The sequence below is a fragment of the Streptomyces misionensis genome (assembly GCF_007896895.1).
In the GTDB taxonomy this organism is placed as follows: Bacteria; Actinomycetota; Actinomycetes; order Streptomycetales; family Streptomycetaceae; genus Streptomyces; species Streptomyces misionensis_A.
Window position 1 is genome coordinate 28495 of the sequence record NZ_VOGW01000013.1, and the last position, 18400, is coordinate 46894.

Here is an 18400-nt window from a genome sequence, read left to right on the forward strand (position 1 = left end):
ACGTCTACTTCAACTACCAGGACTTCAGCAAGGTCGACGGCGAAGAGGTCGACGAACTCGGCGACATCGACGAGGTGCCGACCGAGTTCCCGCTGATGGTCGCCACTCGTGGCAGCTACATCGTCCTGACCGCCGACGGCCGGATGGTGTCCCGGGCGAACGCGGAGCGGATCGCCGCGATGTACCGGCTGGTGCTGGAGGCGATGGCCGCCGACTTCGACGGCGACGCCCAGGCGGTGTATCTGCCGCTCGGGGAGCGGGAGGTGGTCCTGCGGCGGTGGAACAACGCCGACACGGACGAACAGGCCGCCTTGGTTCCGGAGTCGTTCGCGGAGCAGGTGGCGCGGGTTCCGGGAGCTGTGGCGGTCACCTCGGGAGGCGTGTCGCTGACGTACGCCGAACTGGACGACCGCTCCGCGCGGTTGGCCGGGGCTTTGGCTGCCGCTGGTGTCGGCGCCGGTGATGTCGTCGCCGTCCTGCTGGAGCGTGGCGTCGGTCTCCTCGTCGCCCTGCTCGCGGTGCAGCGCACCGGCGCCGCGTACCTCCCCCTGGACGCCACGCACCCCGCCGGACGCCTGACCGGGATCATCGAGGACGCCGCACCCGCCGTCCTGCTCACCCAGAAGTCGCTGCACGAGACGGCCACGGAGATCCACCAGGGCACGTGTGTGCTGGTGGACGAGGGTGCGGCGGCCGAGCCGCTGGCGGCCCGCTCCGTCGATCCGTCGGCGGTGGCATACGTCCTCTACACATCCGGCTCCACCGGCCGCCCCAAGGGCGTCCAGATCAGCCACCTCGCCCTCGGCAACCTCCTCACCGGCATCCGCCGCACACTCGGCGCCCCCACCAGCCCCGAATCCTGGCTGGCCTCGACCTCCGTGTCGTTCGACATCTCCGGTCTGGAGCTGTACCTCCCCCTCACCGGAGGCCACCGGGTCGTCATCGCCGAGTCCGGGCAGGATCTCGTCGACCTCATCGAGACCGAGCACGTCACCCACGTCCAGGCGACCCCCTCCGGGTGGAAACTCCTGCTGGAGTCCGGGTTCCGCACGGCCTCGGTCACGGCCCTCGTGGGTGGTGAGGCGCTTCCGGTCGAGCTGGCCCAGGTGCTGCGCTCCCGCGTGGCGCGCCTCGTCAACGTGTACGGCCCGACCGAGACGACCATCTGGTCCACCACGTGGGAGGTTCCCGCCAACCCCACGACCGTCTCCATCGGTGCGCCCATCGACAACACCCAGCTCTACATCGTCGACACCCACATGGAACCCGTCCCCGTCGGTGTGGTGGGCGAGCTGTGCATCGCCGGCGACGGAGTCGCCCAGGGCTACCTCGGACGCCCCGCACTCACCGCCGAACGCTTCGTCCCCGACCCCTTCGGCCCCGCCGGCACCCGCCTCTACAAAACAGGCGACCTCGCCCGCCGCATGCCCGACGGCTCCCTGGAATTCCTCGGCCGCACCGACCACCAGGTCAAGATCCGCGGCTACCGCATCGAACTCGGCGAGATCGAATCCCGCCTCCTCACCCACCCCACCGTCAAAGACGCCACCGTCATCGCCCGCACCGAAGACACGGGCGACACCTGGCTCGTCGGCTACCTCATCCCCAACGACACCACCGACCACAACGAACTCCGCGCCCACCTGCGCGAAACCCTCCCCGACTACATGGTCCCCGGCGCCTTCGTCGAACTCGACACCTGGCCGCTCAACACCGCAGGCAAGCTCGACCGCAAGGCCCTCCCCACACCCGAACGGGGCGAGGAGAGGCCATATATAGCCCCGCGCACAAATGACGAGGCGAGGATCGCCGGTGCCTGGGAGACGGCTCTCGGGTTGGAACGAGTCGGCGTCGATGACAGCTTCTTCGACCTCGGTGGCGACTCCATCCGCGCGGTGTCGCTCGTCGGTGCGCTCAAGGCGCTCGGCTACAGCCTGACCGTTCGGACGATCTTCACGTACCAGACCGTCGCGGAGTTGGCCCGCCACCTCGCGGCTCAAGCACCTCAGGAGGAGAGCGTGTCACCGTCGGAGAAGGACTCCCGTACGGCAACCGCCGACGCGGCGGAGGCGCTCACCGGGGCGCTCCGTGCGGCTGGTATCGACCTCGCGTCGGGTGGCCTTTCCGAGAACACGTCGGTGGCCGACCTGCTCGCGCTGCTCCAGCAGAAGCAGGCCGAGCCCGAAGCCGCCACCGAGGCCGCCGGCCCGAAGGAGGCGGGGACCGCCCCTTTCGCCCTGGTCCCCGCTGAGGACCGCGATCGAATACCCGAGGGACTGGCGGACGCCTACCCGCTCTCCCAGGTCCAGACGGGCATGGCGGTCGAGGTGCTCCTCGAGAACGCGGGTGACGACTACCACCGCGTCACGTCGTTCCGCGTCCGGGACGGGCACGCGTTCTCCCGCGAGGCGCTGGAGACGGCGGCGCGCACGGTCGTCGCCCGGCACGAGATCCTGCGGACGTCCATCGCCCTGACCGGTTTCTCCGTGCCCATGCAGCTGGTGCACGCCGACGCCGAAGTGCCGGTCGCCGTGGAGGACTTCACCGACCTCGGTGAGGCGGCCACGCGGGATGCCGTGCGCGCGTACGTCAGGCGCGAGGAGGACACTCCGTTCGACCTGGACACGGCACCGCTGCTGCGGGTGGCGGGCCTGGTCGAGAGCGCCGACTGCTGGTCGCTCGCGCTGACCCACAGCCACATCATCCTGGAAGGGTGGAGCCACCACTCGCTGCTGATGGAGCTCCTGGACGTCTACCGCGCGGTGCGCGACGGCCAGGACCCGGACGCCGGCCGGGAGGCCGTCGGGGTGCGGTTCGCCGACTTCGTCGCGGGCGAGCTGGAGTCCCTCGGCGACGACGCCGACCGCGCCTACTGGCAGCGGATCGTCGCCGATCACCCGGCCGTCACCCTTCCGGCGGGCTGGGGCGAGGAGTCCACGGCGGACTCCTTCCGGCAGCCGGTCGCGTACCGCGACCTGGAGGACGGTCTCCGGGCGCTCGCCGAGCGGGCCCGCGTCTCCATGAAGAGCGTGCTCCTCGCCGCCCACCTGAAGGTGATGAGCCAGCTCACCGAGGAGGAGTCCTTCTCGGCCGGCCTGGTCTTCGACGCCCGTCCCGAACTCCTCGGCGCGGAAAAGGTGTTGGGAATGCACCTCAACACGGTGCCGTTCGCGCACCGGCGCGGTGCGCCCACCTGGGCGCGGCTGGTGCGCCAGGTCTTCGAGCAGGAGATGGACCTGTGGGAGCACCGCCGCTACCCGCTGCCGTCCATCCAGCGGCTGACCGAGGCCGGGCAGCCCGCGGTCGAGGTGCTGTTCACGTACCAGAACTACCACCAGGTCGACACCGGCCTGATCGAGGTCGGCGCGGAACAGGGTGACACCACCTCCCAGTTCCAGCTCGCCGTCACCACGCTGGCCGGCCACCTCATGCTGACGGCCGACGGCAACGCCCTCTCGCGGGTGAACGCGGAGCGGATCGCCGCGATGTACCGGCTGGTGCTGGAGGCCATGGCCGCCGACCCGGACGGCGACGCACTGGCGACCCGCCTCCCCGACGAGGAGCAGGTGCACGTCGTCGCCCGCTGGAACGACACGACGACGGACGAACCGGCCCGTTGTGTTCCGGAGTTGTTCGCCGAGCAGGTGGCGCGGGTCCCGGGAGCGGTGGCTGTCACGTCGGGCGGCGTGTCGCTGACGTACGCCGAACTGGACGACCGCTCCGCGCGGTTGGCCGGGGCTTTGGCCTCCGCTGGTGTCGGCGCCGGTGATGTCGTCGCCGTCCTGCTGGAACGGAGTGCGGATCTACTCGTCGCCCTGCTCGCGGTGCAGCGCACCGGCGCCGCGTACCTGCCGCTGGACGCCACGCACCCCGCCGGACGACTGACCGGGATCATCGAGGACGCCGCGCCCGCGGTGCTGCTGACGCAGGAGTCGCTGCACGAGACGGCCACGGAGATCCACCAGGGGCCCCGTGTGCTGGTGGACGAGGGTGCGGCTGCCGAGCCGCTGGCGCCTCGCTCCGTCGATCCGTCGGCGGTGGCATACGTCCTCTACACCTCCGGCTCCACCGGCCGCCCCAAGGGCGTCCAGATCAGCCACGGTGCGCTGGGCAACCTCCTCACCGGCATCCGCCGCATACTCGGCGCCCCCACCGGTTCCGAGTCCTGGCTGGCGTCGACTTCGGTGTCGTTCGACATCTCCGGTCTGGAGCTGTACCTCCCCCTCACCGGAGGCCACCGGGTCGTCATCGCCGAGTCCGGGCAGGACCTGGTCGAACTGATCGAGACCGAGCACGTCACCCACGTCCAGGCCACCCCCTCCGGGTGGAAACTCCTCCTGGAGTCCGGATTCCGCACCACCTCCGTCACAGCCCTCGTCGGCGGTGAGGCACTCCCCCTCGAACTGGCCCAGACCCTGCGCTCCCACGTGACGCGCCTCGTCAACGTCTACGGCCCGACCGAGACCACCATCTGGTCCACCACCTGGGAAGTCCCCGCCAACCCCACCACCGTCTCCATCGGTGCGCCCATCGACAACACCCAGCTCTACATCGTCGACACCCACATGGAACCCGTCCCCGTCGGCGTCGTCGGCGAGCTGTGCATCGCCGGCGACGGAGTCGCCCAGGGCTACCTCGGACGCCCCGCACTCACCGCCGAACGCTTCGTCCCCGACCCCTTCGGCCCCGCCGGCACCCGCCTCTACAAAACAGGCGACCTCGCCCGCCGCATGCCCGACGGCTCCCTGGAATTCCTCGGCCGCACCGACCACCAGGTCAAGATCCGCGGCTACCGCATCGAACTCGGCGAGATCGAATCCCGCCTCCTCACCCACCCCACCGTCAAGGACGCCACCGTCATCGCCCGCACCGAAGACACGGGCGACACCTGGCTCGTCGGCTATCTGATTCCCAACGGTGCGATCGATCAGGGTGAGTTGCGGGCGCACTTGCGTGAGGAACTGCCCGATTACATGGTTCCCGGCGCCTTCGTGGAACTCGACGCCTGGCCGCTGAACACCGCAGGCAAACTCGACCGCAAGGCCCTGCCCGCGCCCGAGGTGGTGCCCCAGGCCGAGTACGTCGCCCCCCGCACCGAAGCCGAGAGAAAGATCGCCGACGCCTGGGCAGCCGCGCTCGGACTCGAACAGGTCAGCGTCGAGGACTCCTTCTTCGACCTCGGCGGCGACTCCATCCGCGCCATCGTCCTCGTCGGCGCCATCCGCTCCGCCGGCTTCCAGGTCGCCGTCCAGGACATCTTCGAACACCGCACCATCACCGAACTCGCCGACCACCTCGACACCCACAACACCCCCGCCCAAACCGACCACTACGTCCAGCCCTTCGAGCTGATCAACGACCACGACCGCATCCTCCTCCCCCCAGACGTCACCGACGCCTACCCCGTCTCCCAGGTCCAGCTCGGCATGCTCGTCGAAATGTCCCTCGGCACCGAACGCGCCGCCTACCACAACGTCGACGCCTTCCGCATCCGCGACGACCAGCCCCTCGACCCCACCGCACTCCAACACGCCACCGACGAACTCATCACCCGCCACGAAACCCTCCGCACCGGCTTCAACCTCACCGGATACTCCGAACCCCTGCAACTCGTGCACGATGCCGTGACGCATCCGGTCACGGTCACGGATCTCAGCGGGCTGGACGGGGACGCGTTCGCGGCGGCGTTGCGCGCGGTGAACGAGGAGGAGAGCGCTGCGCCGTTCGACCTGGCCCGGCCGCCGCTGCTCAGGGCGCGTGCCGTGCTCCAGGACGAGGAGTCGTGGTGGCTGGTGCTCACCCACGCGCATCCGATCCTGGAGGGCTGGAGCTATCACTCGGTGATGGCCGAACTGGTGGAGCTGTACCACCAGTTCGTGGAGCGGGGGGTGTTCGAGCCCGCGCGGCCCACACCGAGCCGGTTCGCGGACTTCGTCGCCGCCGAGCTGGCCTCCCTGGACGACGCGGGGGATCAGGCGTACTGGCAGGCGATGGTCACCGACCACGCCGGCTTCGAGCTGCCGTCCCTGTGGGGCGATCCGCGGGGTGCCGACGCGGAGTCGTACGAGACCTTCCAGGTGCACGTCCCGATGCACGATCTGGAGCCGCGGCTGCGGGAGTTGGCGACGGCGGCCGGTGCCTCGCCGAAGAGCGTCGTCCTCGCCGCGCACCTGAAGGTGCTCGCGCAGCTCACGGAGGAGGAGTCCTTCTTCGCCGGCCTGGCCTTCGACGCGCGGCCCGAACTCCCGGGCGCCGACCGGGTCGTGGGCATGCACCTGAACACCGTGCCGTTCCCGTACGACCGTACGACCCGCACCTGGCGCGAGCTGGTGGGCCGGGTCTTCCGGCAGGAGGCGGAGCTGTGGGCGCACCGCCGGTACCCGCTGCCCGCGATCCAGCGGACGGCGGGCGGCAACCGGCTGCTGTCCACGGTCTTCAACTACCTGGACTTCCACCAGGTGGACACCGCGGTGGTGGACGAGGAGGCGAGCGTCGGCATCGGCACGACGGAGTTCCCGCTGGCCGTGGTGGCCCGGGGTGGCTATCTCGGGCTGCGCACGGACACCCGTCACCTCGGCCGGGAGCAGGCGGCCCGGCTCGCCGGGATGTACCGGATGGTGCTGGAGGCCATGGCGGCCGATCCGGACGGCGACGCCCGGGGCACCTTCCTGCCGGCGTCGGACCGGGCACTGGCGCCTGCCGAGGCGGTCGCGTCCGGTCCGGTCACCGACACCCTGCACGCCCTGTTCGCGCGGCAGGCCGCGCTGCGGCCCGACGCCGGCGCGGTGACCGCGGGCGGCGGGACGCTGAGCTACGCGGAGCTGGACGCCCGTGCCAACCGCATCGCGCACCGGCTGCGTGAACTCGGCGTTGGCGCCGAGTCGGTGGTGGGGCTGTGCCTGGGCCGGGGCGCGGGCCTCGTGCCGTCGCTGCTGGGTGTGCTGAAGGCCGGTGCGGCCTATCTGCCGCTCGACCCGGCGCAGCCGGCCGCCCGGCTGGCCACGATGGTGGAGGACCTCGGGCCGAAGGTGGTGATCACGGAGACCGCGCACCTCGCGGTCGCCGAGTCCGCGCACGGCGGTGCGCTGATCGTCCTGGACGGTGCGGACGAGCCGTTGCTCGACGCCCTCCCGGACACGGCCGTGGCGCAGGTCACGGACCCGGGGCAGTTGGCGTACGTGATCTACACGTCGGGGTCCACCGGTGTCCCGAAGGGCATCGGGGTGAGCCACGCCAACGTGCTGCGGCTGATGCGGGCCACCGCGGAGCGGTTCCCGCTGGACGAGGGCCATGTGTGGCCGCTGGTGCACAGCTTCGCCTTCGACGTCTCGGTGTTCGAGCTGTGGGCGGCGCTGCTGCACGGCAGCCGGCTGGTGATGGTCGACGCGGACACCGCCCGGGACCCGGACGCCCTGCTGGACCTGGCGGTCGCGGAGCGGTTCACGGTGCTGCTGAACAGCCCGTCGGCGTTCCGCGGTGTCGCGGCCGCCGCCGAACGGGGCGACGAACGGCTCGGGCGGGTGCCGCTGCGGGCGATGTTCTTCGGTGGCGAGAAGCACACGGGTGCCGCGCTCGCCCCCTGGATCGACCGGTTCGGGCTCGGCGAGCCGCAGCTCGTGGAGTTGTACGGGCCGACCGAGGCGACCGTGCAGGTGACCCATCACCGCATCACCGAGGCCGATCTGAGCGCTCCGGCGATCCCGCTCGGGCTGCCGTTGCCGGGTACCCGGGTGCATGTCCTGGACCGGGAGGGGCACCTGGTGCCGGCCGGTGTGCCGGGCGAGCTGTACATCGGCGGGCCGCAGGTCAGCCGGGGTTATCTCAACCGGCCCGCGCTGACCGCGGAGCGGTTCCTGCCGGACCCGTTCGGCACGCCCGGCGCCCGTCTGTACCGGACCGGTGACATGGGCCGGATGTTGGCCGACGGGGGGATCGAGTTCCTGGGCCGGGTGGACGACCAGGTGAAGATCCGCGGTTACCGGGTCGAGCTGGGCGAGATCCAGGCCGTGCTGAACGCGCACCCGGCGGTTCTCCAGGCGGCGGTGGTGACCGACTCCACCGCTCCGGGCGACCCGCGGATCGCCGCGTACGCCGTGCCCGCGGAGGACGCCCTGCCGGCTCCGGCCGAACTGGCCGCGTACTGCCGTGCCCGGCTGCCGGAGTACATGGTCCCGGCGGCGTTCACGCAGCTGGCGCGCATCCCGCTGATCTCGAACACCAAGGTGGACCGCAAGGCGCTGCCCGCGCCGGACTGGTCCGCGCTCGCGGGACGTCAGGAGCACATCGCGCCGCGGACCGACCGGGAGCGGCGCGTCGCCGAGGTGTGGGGCGAGGTGCTGGGGCTGGACGCGCCCGGCGTCGAGGACAGCTTCTTCGAGGTGGGCGGCGACTCGATCCGTGCGGTCGCCCTGGTGGGCGCGCTGCGCACGGCCGGGTTCGCCGTGACCGTGCGGGACGTCTTCGACGTCCGGACGATCGCCGCTCTGGCCGCGCTGGACACCTCGGACCGGGACGGCGACACGGCTTTCGTGGGCGTGCGGCCGTTCGCGCTGGTCGGCGAGGCGGACCGGGCGGCCCTGCCCGACGGCCTGGCCGACGCCTACCCGGTCGCCCAGGCGCAGCTCGGCATCCTGGTGGAGCAGCTGGCCGACGCCGAGGCGCTGAAGTACGTCAACGTCAGCGCGTTCCGGGTGCTCGACGAGCAGCCGCCGGTCCTGGCCGCGCTACGCGCCGCGGTGACCGAACTGGCCGCGCGGCACGAGGTGTTGCGCACCTCCTTCGCGCTCACCGGTTTCTCGCAGCCGCTTCAGTTGGTGCACCGCGAGGCCGGGCTGACGGTCGCCGAGCGCGACTTGCGCGGTCTCGGCGAGTCCGCCCGGGCGGCGGCCGTGGCGGACTTCGTCGCCGTGGAGCGGACCACCCCGTTCCCCGCCGACGCCCGCTCGCTGCTGCGGGTCACGGTGCTGCCGGAGGACGAGCGGGCCTGGTGGCTCGGGCTCACCCAGAGCCACGCGATCACGGAGGGCTGGAGCCACCACTCGATGGTGGCCGAACTGCTCGACCTGTACCGCTCGTTCCGGGACACCGGCGGGCCCGGCGAGTGGAGCGTCCCCGGTGTGCGCTACGCCGACTTCGTGGCCGGCGAGCTCCAGTCGCTGGCCGGCGGGGAGGACCGTGCGCACTGGCTGGCGGTGACCGCCGACCACGAGCCGTTCGAGCTGCCCGCGGACCTCGGCGACGACAGCGCCGAGCCCGAGACGTTCACCCTGCGGGTGCCGTTCGCGGACGTGGAGGCCGGGCTGCGGGAGCTGGCGGGCCGGGCGCAGGCGTCGATGAAGGCCGTCCTGCACGCCGCCCATCTGGCGGTGCTCGCCCGGCTCACCGGGCAGGAGCGGTTCAGTGCCGGTCTGGCCACCGATGCCCGGCCCGAGGCCGTGGGCGCCGAACGGGTGCTCGGCATGCACCTGAACACCGTGCCGTTCGCGTTCGAGCGCGGTGCCCGCAGCTGGCGGGAGCTGGTGGCGCAGGTGTACCGGCGGGAGGCGGCCGACTGGCCGCACCGCCGCTACCCGCTGCCCGCGATGCAGCGGGACGCGGACGGGCGCCGCCTGGTGGACGTCACCTTCAACTACCAGGACTACCGGCACCTGGACAGCGGGGAGATCGACGCGGGGGCGAGCGACGGTGCCGCCGCCACCGAGTTCGCGCTGATCGTCACCACCACCGGCGGCCGGCTCAGCCTGACCACGCACACCGGGGTGCTCGGCCGGGCCGAGGCCGAGCGGATCGCCTCGATGTACCGGGCGACGGTCCTGGCGATGGCCGCCGACGCCGAGGGCGAGGCCGTCGCGCCGCTGCCAGGCGGCGAGGCGGAGCTGCTGCTCGGCTGGGGCACCGGGCCCGCGGGCCGCGACACCGGCACCGTGGTCGGTCTCTTCGCCGAGCAGGTGGCGAGCCGCCCCGGGCACCCGGCCGTCTCGCACGGGGACACCGTGCTGACCTACGCCGAACTGGACGCCCGCACCGACCGGTTGGCGGCGCGGCTGCGGCGGGCCGGAGCGGTGCCCGGGGCGGTCGTCGCGGTCGGCATGGACCGCTCCGCGCCGCTGCCGGTGGCGCTGCTCGCGGTGCTGAAGACCGGCGCCGCCTATCTGCCGGTCGACCCGGCCTATCCGGACGAGCGCAAGGAGTTCATGCTGCGCGACTCGGGCGCCGCTCTGCTGGTGACCGACGGCCGCGCGGACGTGGCGCCGGAGGGCTGGGGCGGCACGGTCGTCGTGGCCGCCGACGAACCGGCCGAGGACGTCCCGCGGGGGGCCTTCCCGGCGGTGCACCCGGACCAGCTGGCCTACGTGATGTACACCTCGGGCTCCACCGGCACCCCCAAGGGCACGATGATCACCCACCGGGGTGTGGTGCGGACCGTCACCGAGGACGCGAACCTCCAGGTGGGCCCGGACGACGTGGTCGCCCACGCCTCCAGCGTGTCCTTCGACGCGGCCACGGCGGAGATCTGGAGCGCCCTGCTCAACGGGGCGCGCCTGGAGATCCTGGACCGGGACACCGTCCTGGAGACCGAGGCGCTGGCGGCGGCCGTCGAGGAGCGCGGCATCACCACGCTGTTCCTGACCACCTCGCTCTTCAACCACGTGGCCCGGACGGTGCCCGGGACGCTGGGCCGGCTGCGCACGGTCGGTTTCGGCGGCGAGGCCGGCGATGTCACCACCGTCCGCGAGCTGCTGCGGACGGGGGCGCCCGAGCGGCTGGTGAACATGTACGGCCCGACGGAGAACACCACGTTCTCGGCGGTCCAGGTGATCTCCGGGCTCGGCGAGCGGGCCGGGTCGGTGCCGATCGGCCGACCCGTGCACGCCTCGACGGCGTACGTCGTCGACGCGGAACTGCGGCTGGTGCCGCGGGGCGTGCCGGGTGAGCTGTGCGTCGGCGGCGCCGGGATGGCCCGCGGCTACCACGGCCGGGGCGGGCTCACCGCGGAGCGGTTCGTGCCGAACCCGTTCGGGGCGCCCGGGGAGCGGATGTACCGCACGGGTGACCTGGTGCGCTGGCTGCCGGACGGCACCCTGGAGTTCCTCGGTCGCGCCGACCACCAGGTGAAGCTGCGCGGGCACCGGATCGAGCTGGGCGAGATCGAGACGGCCCTGCACGGTCACCCCGCGCTCACCGCCGCCGCCGTGGCCCTGCGTGAGGACGCTCCGGGCGACAAGCGGCTGGTCGCGTACACGGTCGCCGGGCCCGGTGCGGCGCCCTCCCCCGTGGAACTGCGCGAGCACCTGGTGAACCTGCTGCCGGAGTACATGGTCCCGGCCGCCTTCGTGGCCCTTCAGCGGCTGCCGCTGACCGCGCACGGCAAGCTCGACGTCCGGGCGCTGCCGGTGCCCGACGACGCCGCGTTCGCCGCGGGGCGGGAGTTCACGGCGCCGCGCACGGACGACGAACGCCGCATGGCGCGGGTCTGGCGGGAGGTCCTCGGTCTCGACCGGGTCGGTGTGGAGGAGAGCTTCTTCAACCTCGGCGGCGACTCGATCCGGGCGGTCACCCTGGTCGGTGCGCTGCGCACCGCCGGCTTCCAGGTGACGGTCGGCGACGTGTTCGAGCAGCGGACGATCGCCCGGCTGGCCACGGCCGGGGCCGGGCGCACGGCGGACGAGCTGCGTTACGTCGAGCCGTTCGCGCTGATCGGTGCCGAGGACCGGGCGCTGCTGCCGGACGGGGTCACCGACGCCTATCCGCTCTCGCAGCTCCAGACCGGCATGCTGGTCGAGCAGCTGAGCGCCTCGGGCACCGGCACCTACCACCACACCACGTCGTTCGACATCAAGGACGGGCATCCCTTCGACGCCGACGCGCTGTACGAGGCGGCGCAGATCGTCACCGCCCGGCACGAGGCGCTGCGCACCGGTCTCGACCTGGACACGTACTCCGTGCCGATGCAGCTGGTGTTCGCGCGGGCCGAGATGCCGGTGGCCGTGCACGACCTGACCGGGCTCGGCCCGGACCAGGTGGCCGCGCGAGTCGCGGAGATCAGCACGGCCGAGCAGGAGAACCCGTTCGACGTGACCCGGCCGACGCTGCTGCGGCTCGCCGCCGCCTTCGGCGATCACGGCTGGCGGCTGTTCATCAGCCTCAACCACACGATCATCGAGGGCTGGAGCCACTACAACATCTGGATGGAGGTGCTCACCGCCTACGGTGAGCTGCGCGCGGGCCGCCGGCCCGTGGACCCGGAGCGGCCCGAGGTCCGTTTCGCGGACTTCATCGCGGGTGAACTGGAGTCGCTGGCCTCGGCGGAGGAGCGCGGTTACTGGAAGGACGTCGTCGGCCGGCACACGAGGTTCGCGCTGCCGGCGGCCTGGGGCGAGGAGCCGGAGCCGGGCACCGAGCCGCGGACCTTCTCGGTCGAGGTGTCGCTGCACGACATCCAGGACCGCATCCGCGAGGCGGCGCGGGCGGCCGACGTGCCGGTCAAGAGCGTGCTGCTGGCCGCGCACCTGAAGGTGCTGAGCCAGCTCACCGAGGAGGACGCCTTCCACAGCGGCCTGGTGTGCGACGCCCGTCCCGAGGCGCCCGGCGCGGAGCAGGTCATCGGTATGTACCTGACCACGCTGCCGATCGGCTTCCGGCGCGGCGCGCGGACCTGGCGGGAGCTGATCCGGCAGGTGTTCGCGTCCGAGACGGCGCTGTGGCCCAACCGCCGCTTCCCGATGCCGGAGGTCCAGCGGGAGGCCGGTAACGGCCGCCTCATCGACGTCTTCTTCAACTACCTGGACTTCCGGCAGGTCGACACCGACCTCATGGACATGAGCAGCAGCGTCCGCGAGGGCGGCACCGAGTTCGACCTGGCCGTCACCACGCTCGCCGGTGAGCTGGGGCTGCTGACCAACACCCGGGTCATGACCCGCGCCGAGGCCGAACGCCTCGGCGCCATGTACCGGGCGGTCCTGGACGCCGTCGTCGACGACCTCGACGGTGACGCGCTGGCGGTGTACCTGCCGGAGGGCGAGCGGGAACGGCTGCTGGGGGCGTGGTCCGGCGACGCCGGCACCGCCTTCGACGGCCGTCCCGTCCACCACCGGATCGCCGAGCACGCGGCGGCGGCTCCGGACGCGGTCGCGGTGGTCGTCGGCGAACGCACCACGACGTACGGCGAACTGGACGCGGCGGCCAACCGGATGGCCCACCACCTGCTCGGACTCGGCGTCGTCCGGGGCGACTTCGTGGGTGTGCTCGCGGAACGCGGCGTCGACCAGCTGGTCGCGGTGCTGGGCGCGCTCAAGGCCGGTGCGGCCTATCTGCCGCTCGACCCGGAGGCGCCCGCCGAACGGCTCGCCCACCAGCTCACCGACAGCGCGGCTCCCGTGCTCGTCACCCAGGAGCGGTGGCTGGCCGGTCTGCCCGCCACCGGGGCCCGGGTGGTGTGCGCCGACCGTGACGCGGCGGCGATCGCACGGCAGTCCGGCGACGCCCCGCACGCGCCCGTGACCGGGGACGACCTGGCGTACACCATCTACACCTCGGGCTCGACGGGCCGGCCCAAGGGCGTCCTGGTCACCCACCACGGGCTGGCCAACTACCTGGACTGGGCGCTCGGTCACTACGGCATGGACGGCGGGCACGGCGCCCCGATGTTCGGCTCGATCGCGTTCGACCTGGCGGTGCCCAGCTTCCTGCTGCCGCTGATCGCGGGCCGGGACGTGGTGGTCGTACCGGGCGACCGGGGCCAGGAGGCGCTGCCCGAACTGCTGCGGGCGGAGGGCGACTTCAGCATCGTGAAGATCACCCCGGCCCATCTCGACCTGGTCACCACCGAGGTCGGCGAGGCGGGCGGCATCGGCTCGGTGCGCACCTTCGTGGTGGGCGGCGAGGAGATGAAGGCCGAGAGCGTCGCCGCCTGGCGGCGGGTCGCGCCGAACGCCCGGATCATCAACGAGTACGGCCCCACGGAGACCGTCGTCGGCTGTGTCGTACACGACGCGACCGGCGCCGGCGACCCCGCCCGCCCGGTGCCGATCGGCCGGCCCATCGCCAACACCCAGGTGTACGTGCTGGATTCCGGCATGGAACCGGTTCCGGTCGGTACGGTCGGCGAGCTGTACCTCGGCGGTGCGGGCGTGGCCCGCGGCTACCTGGGGCGTCCCGCGCTGACCGCGGAGAAGTTCGTGCCGCACCCCTTCGCGTCAACCCCGGGCCGCCGCCTGTACCGGACCGGGGACCTGGCCAGGTTCCGTCCCGACGGCAGCCTGGAGTTCCTGGGCCGCGGCGACGGCCAGGTCAAGATCCGCGGCTACCGGGTGGAGCTGGGCGAGATCGAGGCGGCCCTGCTGCGCGCGCCCGGGGTCCAGGAGACGGTGGTCCTCGCCCGCGAGGACGCGCCCGGTGACCGCCGGCTGGTCGCCTACGTGGTGCCCGCGCCGGGCGCCGCGCCGGCCCAGGCCGATCTGGTGGAGCACCTGCGCACCCTGCTGCCCGCCTACATGGTCCCGCAGGCCTTCCTCACCCTGGACGCGCTGCCGCTGGCCGTGTCCGGCAAGGTCGACCGGGCGGCGCTGCCCGCGCCGGACCGGTCGGGCCCGGCCTCGGGGGTCCCCTACCGGGCGCCCCGCACGGACACCGAGCGTCTCCTCGCGGACGTCTGGTGCCAGGTGCTCGGCGCCCCGCGGGTCGGCCTGGACGACAGCTTCTTCGGGCTCGGCGGCGACTCCATCCGGGTGCTCCCGGTGATCTCCGCGGCGCGCAAGGCGGGCCTGGTGCTGTCGCTGAGCACGCTGTACGAGAACGAGACGCTGGCCGAACTCGCCGCGGCCGTCGACCCGGTGCCCGCGCCGGCGGAGCAGCCGGCCGATCCCGACGCGCTCGCCGAGGCGCTGCGCATGGTGATGGCCCACCAGGACGCGCTCGGGCTGCGCGTGGTGTCCGAGAAGCCGGCCGAACTGCCGTCTCCGGAGGCGGTGATGGCCGAGCACGCGGTGCCGGGCGTCGGGGTCGCGGTCATCCGTGACGGCGAGGTCGCCGAGATCCGGTCCTACGGCGTCACACGGGCGGGCGGCGACGAGCCGGTCACCCCGGACACGCTCTTCCCGGCCGGGTCGATCAGCAAGCACGTCACCGCGCTCGGGGTGCTGCGGCTCGCCAAGGACGGGGTGATCGACCTCGACGAGGACGTGAACCGTTATCTGACGTCGTGGCAGGTGCCCGGCACCGACCCGGGCAACCCGGTCACCGCCGAGCGGCTGCTGCGCTTCACCGGCGCGGTGCACAACGCCACCGACAACCCGGACGACCACTACTACGCGCCGGGCGATCCGCTGCCGGCCCCGCTGGACGTGCTGCTCGGACGGGCCCCGGCCAAGACCCCGGCCGGCCGTCTGGACGGCGTCCCCGGCGAGGTGTTCCTGAAGAACAACATCAGCTACACCGCCTTGCAGCAACTCATGGAGGACGTCACGGGCACGCCCTTCGGGCAGCTGATGCGCGAACTGGTCCTCGGCCCGCTGGGTATGACGCACAGCCAATACGTGCGCAGCGACCCGCGCGAGCTCGGGCACCCGGTGGCGTACGGGCACGACGCGCCGGGCGTCCCGCACCCCGGCGGCTGGCAGGCGCACCCGGAGACCGCCGCGGCCGGGCTGTGGACCACGGCGGCCGACCTGGCCCGGGTCACCGTCGAGATCCGGCGGGCCCACCGCGGCCTGCCGTCGCCGGTGCTCACCCGTGAGCTGACCGAGCGGATGCTGACGATCGTCGAGCCGTGCCACTTCTACGGGATGGGCGTGTTCGTCGACGCCTCCGGCGGCGGGCTCGACTACGGCCACACCGGGCAGACCGCGGGCTACCGCGCCATGGCGCTGAGCCAGCTGGAGTCCGGCACCGGTCTGGTGATGCTGGCGAACGCCGAGCACGCGAGGCCGGTCCTGAAGTGGCTGATGGCGGCCGTGCGCGAGCAGGACCGCTGGTCCGCCAAGGGCGAGCTGGCCCGTCTCTGGGAGGTCGGCCGGGTCAACCCCGACGCCCAGGACTGACCGCCCCGGGGCCGGCCCCGCCCGGGCCGGCCCCGCCTCCCACGCCTCATCCCCACGACCCGCCAAGGACGTGACTCATGACAACCGCCGCCACCGCGCGCATGCTGCTGTCCATCGACGACCTCACCGACGAGGACCTGCGGTCCATCGTCACCCGCGGCGCCCACTTCGCCTCCGGCGCGGGCCGCGGGGAACAGCCGCTGGCCGGCTGGGTCGCCGGCATCTACTTCAAGAAGACCTCCACCCGCACCCGGACCGCGTTCTCCGCCGGGGCGCTGCGGCTCGGCGCGCAGATCGTGACGTACGGGCCGGACGACCTCCAGACCAACACCGGGGAGACCGTCGAGGACACCGGTCAGGTGATGGCCCGGATGCTGGACGTGCTGGTCGCCCGCACCGCCGGGCCCGACGAGGAGCTGTTCGGCCTGTCCGGCGGCGGGCGGCTGCCCGTGGTCAACGCCATGAGCGCCGCCGAGCACCCCACCCAGGGGCTGACCGATCTGACCACGCTCCAGCTGGCGTTCGGCCGGGTGGAGGGGCTGAGCCTGCTGTACGTCGGCGAGGGCAACAACACGGCCGCCGCCCTGGCCCTGGCCCTCACCCGCTTCCCCGGCACCAGCCTGGAGCTGCGCACCCCGCCCGGCTACGGCGTGGCGGGGCCGGTGCTCGAACGGGCCCGGGCGCAGGCGCGGCGGTACGGCTCGCGGATCGCCGAGGCGCACCACATGGACGGCCTGCCCACCGGTGTCGACGCCGTCTACACCACCCGCTGGCAGACCACCGGCACCAGCAAGCCCGACCCCGACTGGCGCACGATCTTCGCGCCGTTCCAGGTCACCGGGGCGCTGTGGGAGCACTCGCCGAAGGCGCTGTTCCTGCACGACCTGCCGGCCCACCGGGGCGAGGAGGTCACCGCCGAGGTGCTGGACGGCCCGGCCGCCATCGCCTTCGACCAGGCGGAGAACAAGATGCACAGCGCCATGGCCGTCCTGGAGTGGATCCGGCACGGTGCCGTCGCCGACGCGACCGGTGGGACGGCGAGACTGTGACGACGGCACCTTCCGCGCAGCGGGCCACCGGACCGGAGTCCGAGCCCCTGGCCCCGCTGCGGCACAACCGCGACTTCGTCCTGCTGTGGGTGGGCGCCGCCGCCACCGCGCTCGGCGCGCGGGTCAGCGGCATCGCCTATCCGCTGCTGGTCATCTGGACCACGGGATCGGCGAGTTCGGCCGGCATGGTGGGGTTCGCCGCGCTGCTGCCCAATCTGCTGGTGCAGATGCACGCCGGGGCGCTGGTCGACCGGTTCGACCGGCGCCGCATGATGATCCTGTGCGACCTGGGCTCGCTGCTCGCCACGGGCGCGGTGGCCGCGGCCGTGGTCGCCGGCCATGTGTGGATCTGGCTGCTGATGGCGGCCACGTTCGTCCAGGGCAGCCTCGCGATCTTCTACCGGCTCGCGGAGCGGGCGGGCGTGCGGCACCTGGTGCCGGCCGCCCAGCTGCCGAAGGCGCTGTCCGCCAACGAGGCGCGCACCCAGGCCGCGGGCCTGTTCGGGCAGCCCGGGGGCAGCGTCCTGTACGCGGTCGGCCGCTCCGCGCCGTTCCTGCTGGCCACGGCCGCGCACGCCGTCTCGCTGTGCTCCCTGCTGATGATCCGGGGGAAGTTCCAGGACGAGCGCCGCCGGCCGCCCGGGAACCTCACCGAGGAGCTGCGCGAGGGGCTCGCCTGGACGTGGGGGCAGCGCTTCCTGCGCTGCGGGATGCTGCTGATCAGCGGTTCCAATCTGCTCTTCCAGGTCCTCTCGCTGGCCCTGATCCTCATCATCAGGAACCACGGCAGCTCCGCGGCCCTCGTCGGCGTCATCACGGCGGTCAGCGGACTGGGCGGCATGTTCGGGGCGCTGACCGGGTCCTGGTGGATCCGCCGGGCCGGTCTGCGCACGCTGCTGATCGGGGGTTCGGTCGGCTGGGCGCTGCTGATGCCGCTGGTCGGCCTGACCGGCAACCCGCTGCTGCTCGGGGCGATCTTCCTCGGCGCCGCCCTGATCGGCAGTGTCACCAATGTCGCGGGCGGCATCTACCAGGTGGCCGTCACCCCGGACCGGCTCCAGGGCCGGGTCGGCGCGGCGATGGGGCTGATCGCCACGGGCGCCTCCTCGCTCGGCACGTTCGCCGGCGGCTTCGCCCTCCAGCACTTCGGCACCACGACCACCGTGTTCGGTGTCGCGTCGCTGATGGGGCTGATCGCGCTGGCCTCCTTCCTGCTGCCCGCCGCCCCGCTGCCGCGGCAGCCGGGCCCCGCCGAGGAGAGCGCCACCGCCGGCGCCGCCGACCCGGCACCGCACGACGACTGACGCACGTACC

The 18400-nt window shown here is 72.8% G+C and carries 3 protein-coding genes (1 of these 3 cut by a window edge); all 3 read left to right on the plus strand.

Going from position 1 to position 18400, the window contains the following annotated elements; all coding sequences use genetic code 11:
- Nucleotides 1-16037, plus strand: the 3' portion of a protein-coding gene (locus tag FRZ03_RS02000) for a non-ribosomal peptide synthase/polyketide synthase (RefSeq protein WP_146463374.1). It extends 7462 nt beyond the left edge of the window; only the last 16037 of its 23499 coding nucleotides appear in the window; the start codon falls outside the window, past its left edge; the stop codon is at nt 16035-16037.
- A 77-nt stretch (nt 16038-16114) separates the two neighbouring features.
- Nucleotides 16115-17086 carry an ornithine carbamoyltransferase gene (locus tag FRZ03_RS02005; RefSeq protein ID WP_146463375.1) on the plus strand — a complete coding sequence of 324 codons (972 nt, stop codon included), beginning with the start codon at nt 16115-16117 and terminating at the stop codon, nt 17084-17086.
- Nucleotides 17083-18390 (plus strand): MFS transporter, encoded by a 1308-nt coding sequence (locus FRZ03_RS02010; RefSeq protein WP_186785221.1) that lies wholly within the window; start codon nt 17083-17085, stop codon nt 18388-18390. Before FRZ03_RS02005 ends, FRZ03_RS02010 begins: the two co-directional genes overlap by 4 nt.
- The last annotated feature ends 10 nt before the right edge of the window (nt 18391-18400 follow it).